Consider the following 11,557-nt stretch of genomic DNA (forward strand, 5'->3'; position numbering starts at 1 on the left):
CTTTTCATACTTCTGCTCCTTCGAGTAATTTGGCCACATCGTCCTGTTCGGCATGAATGCCGAGCAGGCCCAGTATTTGACGGCGCATCGCGGCGAACTCGGAGAGGTCGTGCGTCTTTTCGCAATGCGTCAGATTGAATTCCTTCAACACCGTTGCCGGGCGATTGCTGAACACCAGGATGCGGTCGGCCAGGAACAGCGCCTCGTCGACATCGTGCGTCACCAGCAGCACGGTCGGCCGCGCTTCGCGGATCAGGTCGCGCAGCGAATCCTGCAGGGTCATGCGGGTCAGCGCATCGAGTGCGCCGAACGGCTCGTCCAGCAGCAAGACCTTGGGATGGGAAATGAAGGCGCGCGCCAGGGCCGCGCGCTGTCGCATGCCGCCGGAAACCTGGTGCGGATAGTAATCCTCGAAGCCCTTGAGATTGACTTTCTCCAGCCACTGAAAGGCCTGTTCGCGCGCCTTTTTCTTGTCAATTTTCTGGAACTCGAGTGCCAGCGCCACATTCTGCGCCAGCGTCAGCCAGGGATACAGCGCATTTTCCTGGAACATCAACGTGCGCTCGGGGTGCGGGCCGCGCACCGGCTCACTGTTTGCCAGGATATTGCCGCCGCTGGCCTTCTCCAGTCCTGCGGCGATGTGCAGCAGCGTCGATTTGCCGCAGCCGGAAGGTCCGACCAGCGCAACCAGCTGGCCCTCCTCGAATTCGCGGCTGAAATTTTCGATTACATGCAGGTCGCCGTACTGCTTGGAAATATTGTCAAAGGTTAGCTTCATTGGAATACTTTTCGGCTTCGAACCGTTAAAACATGGTGAACGCGTATAGACAAATATCAAACGCCTAAGGTCCGACGCATTATGCGAACGAGCATTTTAATTGCTTTTTTCTATAGCGTACTTTATTAGCCGGCATGAAACATCACAACAATTTTTAACTGCTTTGCTTATGCAATGAGGGCATAAGTCATTTAATTTTTCGACGTTTAGCCGAACATAGTCAAACTTGCAACGAGTTTGCTCAAGGCGATTTCCAGGCAAATGCGTTAATGTCTGCAACTTAATGCCCTCGCGGATGCTCTACGTAGCCTAATTTATAAGGTATTGGACCCGATGACACTGGCCGGCTTCATTCAGCAGTATGGATATCTCGCTCTCGCTCTCGGTGCCTTCCTGGAAGGAGAAGCCGTCGTCATCGCGGCCGGCCTGGCTGCCTATCATGGCCATCTTGCAATGCCTCTCGTCATTGCCATAGCGGCAACGGCAAGCTTTCTGGGCGACCAGCCCTATTTCTATGCGGGACGCCTGTACGGCTCTTCGCTACTGACACGATTCCCCTCGCTGTGCACGCGCAAGGAGCGCATCGACCACCTGATAGCGCGCCATCATGTGCTGCTGGTTCCTTCGCTGCGCTTCCTGTATGGCTTGCGTATTGTCGGCCTGGTAATGATTGGCATGAGCAGCATCGGCGTGGTGCCATTCCAGTTGCTCAACATGCTCAGTGCAATGGTGTGGGCAGTGGCCTTCACATTCATCGGCTACGCCACCGGACACGGCATCCATCTGCTCGGCGCGAGCTCGGATGTGACCCAGATCATCGTGATCACGACCGTGCTGCTAAGTTGCACGATTGCCTACGTGATCGTGCAACGCCGCAATAACGATCCTGATTAATAATCGTTTTGCCAGCAGGATGGCGCAGGCATCACCATGGCCAGGCGATTACGTCGCAGGTCAAGCGCCTTGCATGGCGGGCCGGCATCCGGCGAAATCCTGCCGACCCATCACCGCCTGCGTCTGCCGGTCCAGCGGAATCCATTGCTCAAGGCGCATGCCGCGCACAGGATGGTCGGCATCATGCTGCAGGACCGACTGCACCGTCTGGAAAGACAAGTCCCCGAAACGGGAGCGGAAATGAAAGCGGCACGGCGCTTCGTCCAGCTTGCCGGTGCTGCCGAAGCGCCGGGGCGCCGTGATGCCATAGCGGCGCGACAGGGATGACCAGATCGAATCGACGGCAGGCGATATCGCTTCATTGATCCAGGATTCCCGCTGCGCCTGCAGCGCCAGCGCCAAGGCCGCTTCCTTCGCATTGAGCATGGCGCTCAGCAAGCCGTCAGGGTCGATCACGGCGTCGAGCATATTCATTCCGGCGGCAACGCCGTCGAGCTTGCGCCAGTAGACGTTCATGACTTCGGAGGCCAACCATTTGCCGGCGGCATTCATGCCCGACATGATCCATGAACCGTTGAATACGACCAAAGGCATGGGACTGCTAGCCTCCAGCAGCAGGCGGACCGATTCCGGCAGGAATGACTGACGGGAGTCCGTCGCTGCACCACACCCGGTCTCCGCGGCAAAACCGGCGTGCAGCAGCGCCGCACGCAACAGTTCGGGATGCGCATCGACCGCGAGCATCCAGCCGACAATAAGTTCCTTGCTCGGCCGCGTGCGGCCGCTCTCGACGAAGGACACATGGCGCTGCGATACGCCGAGCGACAGCGACAGCTCCAGCTGCGACCAACCCTTTGCCTGCCTTGCCATCTTCAACAATTCACCTGCGCGCATCGTATTCTTCCTCCTGGCCGCACCGAGGGCTTCCGTGACCCTCGTGACTCTCATCATTCGTGTGCCGGCGGCCGACGCTTTTTCGAATCCGGTGGATGCGCAGACGTCATGGCAAATGCCGTGGCGACTGCATTGCCTTGCGCAATGCGGCCCGTGCAAGCAAGCGGGTGGAATCCAGCATCGGCAGCGGCGCATTCCCTTCATTCATGACCAGGGGAATTTCGGTGCAGCCGAGCACCAGTCCGTCGCACCCCTCATCGCGCATCCGGACGCCGACGCGCCTGAAGTATTCCGCGGCCTCGGGTTTGAATACGCCATTCACCAGCTCCTGCATGATGACGCGGTTCATCTCGTCGCGTTCGTCCGCCGTCGGCAATATGCATTCAAGGCCATGCCGCGCCAGCGCCTCGGGATAAACCGGGCTGTCCACCAGCCAGCGCGTTCCGGTCAGCCCGAGGCGCCGTAATCCGCGCCCGGCCGCCGCTTCGGCAACCACCTCCGCAATGTGCAGCCACGGCAGCGGCGATCTTTGCGCCACGTGATCGAATGCCTGATGGATCGTATTGTCCGGACATACCAGGAAGTCGGCACCCGCCGCTTCCAGCTTGCGAGCCGAAACCAGCATCATCTCGCCGACGGCCGCCAGATCCCCGCGCTCGAGCAACCTGACATATTCGGCCAGCGATGGCGTATGCATTGAAACCTCGGGATGGGCATGCTCCCCCATCAGGCGGGCGCCTTCGGTGCAGATCGTACGATAGCAAAGTGCGGCGCCTTCCGCAGAACAGCCGACGATACCTATGTGCAAGGCCATGTTTTCTCCGGACATGGTTAGAGTGAGCCCGAGCGGGTCCACGGGTAACGCTTTTCGATGGAGCAGATTAAATCAAACAGTCGTTCGGTATAATAAACAAGGGCATTTTGTTCGTCAAACAGAACGAAAGTTTTTTAAAAAGAACGCATGACACAGTCAGAAGCGGTATCGCCAACTGGTATCACGAGCATCATCGGAGCCGCGACGCGGCGGGAACGCGAACGTGCAGGCGTGTCGGTCAGCGAACTGGCGAAGCGCGCCGGAATCTCGAAATCCACGCTGTCGCAGATCGAGGCGGGCGCCGGTAATCCCAGCATCGAGACGCTGTGGGCTCTCAGCCTCACGCTCGGCATTCCGGTCAGCCGCCTGATTGAACCGCCACGCGCCCGCGTACAGGTGATTCGTGCCGGTGAAGGACCGTCCTCTTATTCGGAACAGGCGAACTACGCGGTGACGCTGCTCTCGTCCTGCCCGCCCGGATCCCGGCGCGACATTTACCGCGTGCAGGCACAGCCTGGCGAACCGCGCCGCTCCGAGCCGCATAGCGCAGGCGTCGTGGAACACCTGGTCCTGATGAGCGGCAGGGCGCGCGCAGGCCCCGCGAACGACACAGTCGAATTGCATGCCGGTGACTACATGACTTATCCGGCGGACGAACCGCATATCTTCGAAGCGCTGGAAAAGGAAACCACGGCGATCATCGTGGTGGAATATGTATGAGCCGCGAACGCAGCCACTGCAGCCCACGCCGTGCCTGGCGGGAGCGTGCTCCAAGGTGCGCTGCCGCTGAATCGGCATTCATTGCGCGGTACCGGTGCGGAGGCCTGCGAGCCGGAAGTTCCGATGCCGCCTCCTGTCACGGCATGAGGCCGGCATCGGCAGGTTAATTGGCCTGTTGAAGTTTTCGTTTACTGGGTCGGCTGCGCAGGCTGACCTTGCGAGGTCGGCTGGGGCGCGGGCGGCTGCGATGCAGGCGGCTGGGCCGGTGCGGCTGCGGTGGGCGCAGGCGCTTGCTGCGCCGGAGCGGAACCGCCGCCCGATGCCGATGAGCCCGACGAACCGCCGCCCGATGATTGCGTCAGCGATTGCCGTTCCGCCTGCGCGACCGACAGGTCGTGACTAGCCTTGGCTTCTTTTTCACAGGCCTTTTTCGCATCGCCGACCTGGTCGCCGCATTTGGCCTTGGCGATGTTGTACTGCGCCTCGGCCTTTGATTTCTCCATGTCAAGCCGTACTTTCGGCGTATCTCTTTCGCTTACCTTTGCCTGGGCTTGGGCGATCGTTTTCTGACCGTCGGCTTCCGCCTTGCAGATGGCCTTCGCATTGTCCTGAAGACTGTCGCACTTTTCCATGGCGGCCTTGTGCTGCTGGTCAATGCTGTCCTTTTGCTGCTGGCCCTGCTGTGCATGAACCAGCGCGGAACCGGCCAGGCTCAGCGAGGCGGCGATTAATGTGAGTTTCAGCTTCATGAAAATCCTCCTTCAAAAACGATGGAAAGGGAAGGCGGTCTGCAAGCGCCATGCCAATTTCCGGGATGCTTGCATGAGTATCGTTTCTTTACCAAGGCGGTGTATTCAAGCATGGGACACGCCAGGAACGGCCCATCCTTTGTCTATGTCAAAATAACTCAATCCCATTCGAAGCATTGAAAATTATCTGAGATATATCTCTAGCATCCAGGAACAAACATGGACAAGTGATTTTTTGTCTAAGTCAAAATGTTATTTTCATTTGACGAACATCAAGTGCGCCGCTGTGTACTTTCCTATCATTCGGCATGGCAGAGGCGAGAACATCCTGCTCCACCGTTCAAGGAGAATGACATGAGACGCGCAAAATACCTGGTTACAGTGCTGGCGACTGCATTTCTTACCGCCTGCGGCGGCAGCGATGGCGACGACGTGCCGGCCGCAACGACAACGGCAGCGGCCACGACCATTGACAAGGTAGCCCAGGATCGCGGCTTCAATGCCCTGCTGGCAGCGGCTACCAAGGCTGACCTTGGATCTGCCTTGTCCGATACCAATGCGCAGCTCACCGTGCTGGCGCCGACCGATACCGCCTTCAACAATCTTGCAACATCACTGGGATTTGCCAATGCCGCGGCCATGGTCAATGCGCTGCCCGCCGCGGCACTGAAAAACATTCTCAGCTACCACGTCCTGCCGGGCAACAAACCGGCATCCCAGCTTACCGCTGCCGCACAGCCCAGCCAGGCCACGCTGTACAGCTTTGAAGGACAGCCGGCGTCGGTTGCGGTCAGTACCGCTGGCGGGGTGAAGATCGGCGACGCGGTCCTGACCAATGCCAATGTCGTTGCCACCGATGTGGCCGCCAGCAATGGCGTGATCCATGCGATCGACAAGGTGCTGGTGCCGCCGGGCGTATTGAACATCGTGCAAATGGCGCAGCTCAATCCCGAACTGTCGTCGCTGGTTGGCGCGGTCACGCGCGCCAATTTGCAAGGCACGCTGACGGGTACCGGACCCTTCACCGTCTTTGCCCCCACTAATGCCGCCTTCGCCGCCGCACCCGCGGGTTTGAGCACGCAGCAGCTCACCACCGTGCTGACCTACCATGTGCTCGGCTCTCAAGTGCTGGCCGCGCAGATTCCGTTCGGCACGCCGGTCGCCACCGTGGCAAACCAGGCGATCACCTTCAACGCCGGCACGCCGCCGACAATCACCGACACCACATCGGCGCCTGCGCGCATTACCGCCACCAATGTACGTGCCAGCAACGGCGTGATTCACCTGATCGACAAGGTGCTGATACCTGCGTTGTAACTTCAGCTTAAACGGCAGCCGCAGCCTTCGCTGCAAATATGCAATGCAGGACGGCCATGGCGATATCGCGTCGCCGTGGCCGTCAATAGCAATGGGTTTTCAGCAAAAAACTTTGAAGCGAGAATTTAAGGGCACCCCGGCAGCATCAGGCATCCTCGTATTCGGCCAGCAAGGCATCCTGCCTTGCCTGAGTTGCCTGGGCAGCGACATGCAGCAGCCACACAGGTTTCAAATCGTGCGCCGGATGATGGGCGCGATGTTTGGAAAACCAGAATACATCCGACAGTTCCTCATCGTCATGGAATGAGGTGATGACAAGCTTGTCTTCCGGCACATCTTCATAATTGAAGGCTTCGAGGCAGGCATCTTCGACCGATTCCTTCCATGCCTCGCAGGCGCTGCCCCAAGCCATCAGATAGCGGCAGCCCTTCTCGACCAGCCAGCGGCTGACTTCCCATTGCCACATTTCCGACGTTTCGTCGTCGACGATGAGAATCGCCTTGAACGGTGGCTTGTCCTCCAGCGGAGGGAGTTCGCCCTCGGGTGGCAATTGGAGATAATGCGGGGAAGTGTTTTGCATGATGCTTGACTCGTGCGATTCATCGAAGGGCTTGCATGGATTGCGGCGTGATTGTACCGTCTTCCGTTTCTTCACGAGCTTCGTGGAGTTCCCTCTCTTCCCTTTCCCTGCGGACCTGGTGCGCATATCGCCTTGCCGCCGGCGGAACCGGTTGCCAATCGAACTGCCGGCCTATCGTGATATGAAAATCCGGTTCCGGCGGCAGGCCGAGTTCGGCGCGTATCCGCTGGAAATCTTCGCTGTAGACAGGCAGCGACCAGAATCCGAAATGCCGGCGCAGCTCCACGTCATATTCGATGTCCACCTCCATGCCCTCATGCCTGCCCCACAAATGCATGTTCGGTACAGGTTCTTCATGCCGCACGATGGTCACGTGCGTGCCGAAGATCGGGCGATTCAGGCGCAATGCCTGTCCGTAGCGGCGTTCGATGAACCATTGGTATAGCAGGTCGAGATCGTCATCGGGCAAGGTGGCCACCAGCGAGCGCTTGTCATAGGGCTTGCTGGAGCGTCTTGGCGGCAAGTCATAGGCAAGTCGTCCTCGTACGGTCAGGCGTCTCATCTCCGGTGCGGCCAGGGTTTGTCATGGCCGGAAATTTTGCATCCCGGTTCGACAAGCAGTTGCGTCTGACATTCACAGGTTCCGACTTTTCACGATCGCAGTAGCCCTGGCCTTGAGGCCGACGATGATCGATCGGACCTATTGCCCCTTATCCAAGGAAGAAAGCATCGCCTATGGGTAAAACCCGGCCAGGAGATTCCAGGCACCTGCAGACGATGTACTTTGGCGCACTAGAGCGTTTTCGGCTTGACCGGACTAGGCGAGGCCGAGAAGATTTGACCGTAGGACAAGGCGTGGTGACGCGACATGGCGGGGCCATGGCAAGGAGACACAACGCAGTACTGCGGGCAAATGTTCCGGCATCGTCAGTACAGTCAAGCCGAAAACGCTCTAGCGCCCCGTGGCCGACGTAATACAGTCAACTATGCCGGCAATCCCATGCTCAATTGGCCAGCAAACGACATCTATGAAGATTGTGATCTGGCGTACAACAAGCCGGCATTGCATGACATGCGATCCATTTGGATGGCGTCATCGACTTTGTCGAGCCCTGCCGCGCACGAAGACCTACCCCGCCATCACGTGCTGACCTCCATCAACCGGTATCACCGTACCTGAGAGCATTCTTGCGCCGTCGCCAACCAGATATGCCGCGTGCGCGCCAACGTCGTCAAGGCTTGCAAGGCGCTTCTGCGGCGCCTGCGCTGCAGCCCGCTCCAGCAATTCATCGAAACGGTCAAGACCGCTGGCGGCCCGCGTGCGCATCGGTCCGGGCGATATCGAATGGACACGGATGTCGCGTGGACCCAACTCGGCGGCAAGATACCGGGTCGTGCTTTCGAGCGCCGCCTTGACCGGTCCCATCAGGTTGCAATGCTCCACCACCCTTTCCGAGCCATAGAAGCTGACAGTCAGCAGGCACCCGCCCTGGCGCATCAATGGTTCTGCCAGCCGGGCAACCCGGATAAAGGAATGGCAAGAGACATCCATCGCCATCGCGAAGCCCGCAGCGGAACAATCCGTCATGCCTCCATGCAAATCATCCCAATTGCCAATATCAGATCGCACATCATTTTCCCAATGATGCCTATGTGGATCCCGAAGCGTGCATCGAACCACGCCAATGCAGGAAGACTCCTGGTGGCCGGCTTGGGAAAGCTGGCTTGCTGCCCTGTCGTCCGGGCAGAAGGAACCACCAGCCATGCCACCGTCCTTGTGCGAGGCGCTGGGCACATATGTCTGTCAGTCCTGAAGCGCCTGATTGCCAGGGACTTGACAAGCCCGGCGTGGAACAGCGTGCGAACGCCGAGCATCCCCATATGCTTGACGTTGACATCGTCATATCGTCGCTTGCTACCGATGCACATGTCGGAGTGTCGGCGTACACAAAGTTGAGTGAAGTTAAGCGAACACGGCGCTCTTTAATTGATCCTGACGGAAAATTCCGGCGGTTCCAGACCCTCGCATCAGGAATGTCTGGATAGGGACATTTTGACTTGAATCAATCAAATATTGAGAGCCGGCTCCTAACATGAGCTTCGATCGGCAATCAGTAAACGGTGCGAACGGCGCATCGAGAAGAGCCTTGGAAAGCGCTTTGTGTCCGCTCCGGATTCAAATGGATTCCAGCATATTCCTGCATTCCGACACCTGCTGATTCACGTTTTCCTTACAACCTCCTGGGAGCGCTGCCATGTCTTACCGTACGATCGCCGTTCATGTGAACGCATCCCGCCATGCCAAGGAACGCATTGCGCTGGCCGCACGCGTTGCCGCGGAAAACGACGCGCATCTGATTGGCGTTGCAGCAATCGGCTTGCCGCCGGTACTGTATTCCGAAGGTATGTTTCCCGGCGGGGCACCGGTGCTGGATGCCTGCCTGACGTACATGAAGGAGCATGCGGACCAGGCGCTTGCGGATTTCGAGCAAATCGCTGACCGCAATGGGGTGCGCAGCTTTGAAAAACGGATCATCGAGGACGAGGCAGGCGAAGCGATGTGCCTGCAGGCGCGCTACAGCGATCTCGTCATTGTCGGCCAATCGGATACGAGCGAAACCGTAGCCGGAGAACGCCAGGACGTCGCCGAATACACACTGCTCAACAGCGGCCGGCCCGTACTGATTGTTCCATACGCGAACGATAGCCGGGAATTCGGCGAGCGGGCCGTCATTGCATGGGACGGCAGCCTCGCGGCGGCTCGTGCAGTGAACGGCGCCCTTCCATTGCTGCGGGCCACGCGCCTGGTGCAAGTCGTGATTTACGATGCGGAGATATCGCTGCTTGCACACGGCGAGGAACCCGGCGCGGATATTGCTGCCTTCCTGGCACGACATGGAATCAATGTCGACGTCTCACGTCAGCGAACCACGCAGGATATCGATGTCGCCAATGCCCTGCTGTCACACGTCTCCGACTTCGGGGCCGGATTGATTGTCATGGGTGGCTACGGACGCTCCCGCCTGCGCGAAGTCCTCATGGGCGGGACGACCCGGACCGTGCTGCGGTCGATGACGGTGCCGGTGATGATCTCGCATTGAGCCGGTCCGGGCGATTGCAACCTCAGTGTCGCGATGCGGACACCAGACAATCGGTCCATCTCTTTTCCTGCTCGATGCACGCATGAGGGTCTATTGAAATAAGGAAGCCGGCGCGAGGGAAAGCGAGCAGTGTTGTCGCTCAAGCGGTTAAAGAACAGAATTGATTGGCGACGGACTTGACTTGCCTGTCGAGGCAGTCTAGTTGCCCTTTTTGATCGTATGCATCGTTTCGATTCCTGCCAACAGAATGTTCGCACAACGCAAAGACTAGAGCCTGTTATGAACTAATGAAATAGCAACAAGTCCATGGCGGCATGACTGCCAGAAAACCTTATCCAAGCGACGTGCAAGACGAAGAATGGGACTTCGTTGCACCTTGTTTATCGTTGCTGCCATTGGACGCAGCGCAACGTGATCATTCATTGCGTGAGGTGTTCAATGCCCTGCGCTGGCTGGTAAGAAGCTGTGCCCCATGGCGTATGTTGCCGCATGACGTTCCACCCTGGTACACCGTGTATCAACAGACACAGCGCTGGATCAAGGCAGGTTGCTTCGAATCGATTGCCCATGATCTGCGTTCACTACTACGCCTGGCTGCTGGACGCGACCCGGCACTGACGGCGACTATTCTCGATAGCAGAACGATTCAATCCACACCGGAAAGTGGTGCTCGTGCCGGTTATGACGGTGCAACACGTCGCAAAGGATCGAAGGTGCATGCGGCCGTCGATACCTTGGGTCATTGGCTGGCGCTGCATGTCACTCCAGCCACTGAACAGGATCGGGATCAGGTAGCCCAGCTCGCCAAGAGCGTACAGGAAGCGACAAACCTTAACGTCGAGATCGCATATGTCGATCAGGGCTATACCGGGCAAGCCGCGGCCGAGCAGGCACAGGGCTTCTGCATGGAGCACATGGTGGTCAAGCATACCGAGGCCAAGAAGGGCTTTGTGCTGCTACCACGGCGCTGGGTCGTTGAACGCAGCTTCGCTTGGGCCGCGCGATTTCGAAGATTGGCTCGCGACTATGAACGCATGGCACAGACGTTGGCCGGACTTCACTACGTCGCCTTCGTCTGCCTCATGCTCAGTAAAACAATGCCCATCTTCGGCTTTAGTTCATAACTGGCTCTAGGCCCGCGACTACTGATCATTGACGAGATTGGCTCCCTGCCGTTCAGCGGTAAGCAAGCCAGCCACTTCTTCCATATCGTCTCCAANCCCATCTTCGGCTTTAGTTCATAACTGGCTCTAGGCCCGCGACTACTGATCATTGACGAGATTGGCTCCCTGCCGTTCAGCGGTAAGCAAGCCAGCCACTTCTTCCATATCGTCTCCAAGGGATATGAACAGGGCGGTTCAATGATCCTGACCAGTAACCTGCCGTTTGCTCTATGAGATGACATCTTTGGATCGAATCCAACACTGACTGCGGCCATGCTCGACCGCCTTCTGCACCATGCCCAGATCGTACAGATCAAGGGGGGATAGTTACCGACTCAGGAAACAAAAGAAAGCCGGCTTCGTCGGCACCGCTGCCAAGTCAGTGGCTCAGAATTCGGCCGCGTAAAGGTCCGCAAAAGTGGCTCACTTTTACTCCGCGCTTGTCAACGGCATCAAGGCATCGCTTTCATTTTCCTTTGCCCCAAAGCAAACAGCCCTGCGTCCATGAGGAGGCAGGGCTGATGCGGTAGAACTAGCCTGACGATGA

General features: G+C 58.2%; 11 protein-coding genes and 3 pseudogenes. 7 read left to right on the forward strand and 7 right to left on the reverse strand.

Annotated elements, in window-relative coordinates; all coding sequences use genetic code 11:
* Positions 1-4: 4 nt before the first annotated feature.
* Positions 5-778, reverse strand: a complete 774-nt coding sequence (locus RY831_RS28520; RefSeq protein WP_326509725.1) for an ABC transporter ATP-binding protein — start codon at positions 776-778, stop codon at positions 5-7.
* A 333-nt stretch (positions 779-1,111) separates the two neighbouring features.
* Between RY831_RS28520 and RY831_RS28525 the strand changes: the two genes are divergently transcribed.
* On the forward strand, positions 1,112-1,672 hold the full coding sequence (locus tag RY831_RS28525) for a DedA family protein (protein WP_326509726.1): 561 nt from the start codon (positions 1,112-1,114) through the stop codon (positions 1,670-1,672).
* A 60-nt stretch (positions 1,673-1,732) separates the two neighbouring features.
* Here the strand turns inward: RY831_RS28525 and RY831_RS28530 are convergent, their stop codons facing one another.
* Together RY831_RS28530 and RY831_RS28535 are read right to left on the reverse strand one after the other, a co-directional pair.
* The gene (locus RY831_RS28530) at positions 1,733-2,623 is read right to left on the reverse strand and encodes a helix-turn-helix domain-containing protein (RefSeq protein WP_326509727.1); all 891 of its coding nucleotides are present in this window, start codon (positions 2,621-2,623) and stop codon (positions 1,733-1,735) included.
* Between the two features lie 49 nt (positions 2,624-2,672).
* The gene (locus tag RY831_RS28535; RefSeq protein ID WP_326509728.1) at positions 2,673-3,380 is read right to left on the reverse strand and encodes an aspartate/glutamate racemase family protein; all 708 of its coding nucleotides are present in this window, start codon (positions 3,378-3,380) and stop codon (positions 2,673-2,675) included.
* 147 nt (positions 3,381-3,527) lie between these two features.
* On the opposite strand from RY831_RS28535, the gene RY831_RS28540 reads away from it, so the two are divergent.
* The gene (locus RY831_RS28540) at positions 3,528-4,100 is read left to right on the forward strand and encodes a helix-turn-helix domain-containing protein (RefSeq protein ID WP_326509729.1); all 573 of its coding nucleotides are present in this window, start codon (positions 3,528-3,530) and stop codon (positions 4,098-4,100) included.
* A 188-nt stretch (positions 4,101-4,288) separates the two neighbouring features.
* Here RY831_RS28540 and RY831_RS28545 read toward each other — a convergent pair whose 3' ends face one another.
* Positions 4,289-4,849: a hypothetical protein gene (locus RY831_RS28545; RefSeq protein ID WP_326509730.1), complete on the reverse strand. Its 561-nt coding sequence runs from the start codon at positions 4,847-4,849 to the stop codon at positions 4,289-4,291.
* A 354-nt stretch (positions 4,850-5,203) separates the two neighbouring features.
* Here RY831_RS28545 and RY831_RS28550 point away from each other — a divergent pair, with 354 nt between their 5' ends.
* Positions 5,204-6,166, forward strand: a complete 963-nt coding sequence (locus RY831_RS28550) for a fasciclin domain-containing protein (protein ID WP_326509731.1) — start codon at positions 5,204-5,206, stop codon at positions 6,164-6,166.
* A gap of 145 nt (positions 6,167-6,311) precedes the next feature.
* Here RY831_RS28550 and RY831_RS28555 read toward each other — a convergent pair whose 3' ends face one another.
* The 3 genes and pseudogenes from RY831_RS28555 to RY831_RS28565 all read right to left on the reverse strand — a co-directional run.
* Entirely contained in the window at positions 6,312-6,746 is a 435-nt protein-coding gene (locus RY831_RS28555) for a DUF7684 family protein (RefSeq protein WP_326509732.1), read from the reverse strand.
* 19 nt (positions 6,747-6,765) lie between these two features.
* Positions 6,766-7,308 (reverse strand): hypothetical protein, encoded by a 543-nt coding sequence (locus RY831_RS28560; RefSeq protein WP_326509733.1) that lies wholly within the window; start codon positions 7,306-7,308, stop codon positions 6,766-6,768.
* 567 nt (positions 7,309-7,875) lie between these two features.
* Positions 7,876-8,352 (reverse strand): annotated as a pseudogene (locus RY831_RS28565) (SDR family oxidoreductase); the annotation flags it as partial.
* A gap of 649 nt (positions 8,353-9,001) precedes the next feature.
* Between RY831_RS28565 and RY831_RS28570 the strand changes: the two are divergent.
* The 4 genes and pseudogenes from RY831_RS28570 to RY831_RS28585 form a co-directional block, all read left to right on the forward strand.
* Positions 9,002-9,847 carry a universal stress protein gene (locus RY831_RS28570; protein WP_326509734.1) on the forward strand — a complete coding sequence of 282 codons (846 nt, stop codon included), beginning with the start codon at positions 9,002-9,004 and terminating at the stop codon, positions 9,845-9,847.
* Positions 9,848-10,161: 314 nt separating this feature from the next.
* On the forward strand, positions 10,162-10,971 hold the full coding sequence (locus tag RY831_RS28575; protein ID WP_326509735.1) for an IS5 family transposase: 810 nt from the start codon (positions 10,162-10,164) through the stop codon (positions 10,969-10,971).
* Between the two features lie 6 nt (positions 10,972-10,977).
* Positions 10,978-11,064, forward strand: a pseudogene (locus RY831_RS28580) (AAA family ATPase); the annotation flags it as partial.
* Positions 11,065-11,097: 33 nt separating this feature from the next.
* Positions 11,098-11,416, forward strand: a pseudogene (locus RY831_RS28585) (ATP-binding protein); the annotation flags it as partial.
* Positions 11,417-11,557: the final 141 nt, after the last annotated feature.

The sequence above is a fragment of the Noviherbaspirillum album genome (genome assembly GCF_035916955.1).
Lineage (GTDB): Bacteria > Pseudomonadota > Gammaproteobacteria > Burkholderiales > Burkholderiaceae_D > Noviherbaspirillum > Noviherbaspirillum album.

What these genes read in the sequence shown, in the direction of transcription:
- RY831_RS28520 (WP_326509725.1), bottom strand. Translation starts at nt 778, where the DNA reads ATGAAGCTAACCTTTGACAATATTTCCAAGCAGTACGGCGACCTGCAT.
- RY831_RS28525 (WP_326509726.1), top strand. Translation starts at nt 1,112, where the DNA reads ATGACACTGGCCGGCTTCATTCAGCAGTATGGATATCTCGCTCTCGCT.
- RY831_RS28530 (WP_326509727.1), bottom strand. Translation starts at nt 2,623, where the DNA reads ATGATGAGAGTCACGAGGGTCACGGAAGCCCTCGGTGCGGCCAGGAGG.
- RY831_RS28535 (WP_326509728.1), bottom strand. Translation starts at nt 3,380, where the DNA reads ATGGCCTTGCACATAGGTATCGTCGGCTGTTCTGCGGAAGGCGCCGCA.
- RY831_RS28540 (WP_326509729.1), top strand. Translation starts at nt 3,528, where the DNA reads ATGACACAGTCAGAAGCGGTATCGCCAACTGGTATCACGAGCATCATC.
- RY831_RS28545 (WP_326509730.1), bottom strand. Translation starts at nt 4,849, where the DNA reads ATGAAGCTGAAACTCACATTAATCGCCGCCTCGCTGAGCCTGGCCGGT.
- RY831_RS28550 (WP_326509731.1), top strand. Translation starts at nt 5,204, where the DNA reads ATGAGACGCGCAAAATACCTGGTTACAGTGCTGGCGACTGCATTTCTT.
- RY831_RS28555 (WP_326509732.1), bottom strand. Translation starts at nt 6,746, where the DNA reads ATGCAAAACACTTCCCCGCATTATCTCCAATTGCCACCCGAGGGCGAA.
- RY831_RS28560 (WP_326509733.1), bottom strand. Translation starts at nt 7,308, where the DNA reads ATGAGACGCCTGACCGTACGAGGACGACTTGCCTATGACTTGCCGCCA.
- RY831_RS28570 (WP_326509734.1), top strand. Translation starts at nt 9,002, where the DNA reads ATGTCTTACCGTACGATCGCCGTTCATGTGAACGCATCCCGCCATGCC.
- RY831_RS28575 (WP_326509735.1), top strand. Translation starts at nt 10,162, where the DNA reads ATGACTGCCAGAAAACCTTATCCAAGCGACGTGCAAGACGAAGAATGG.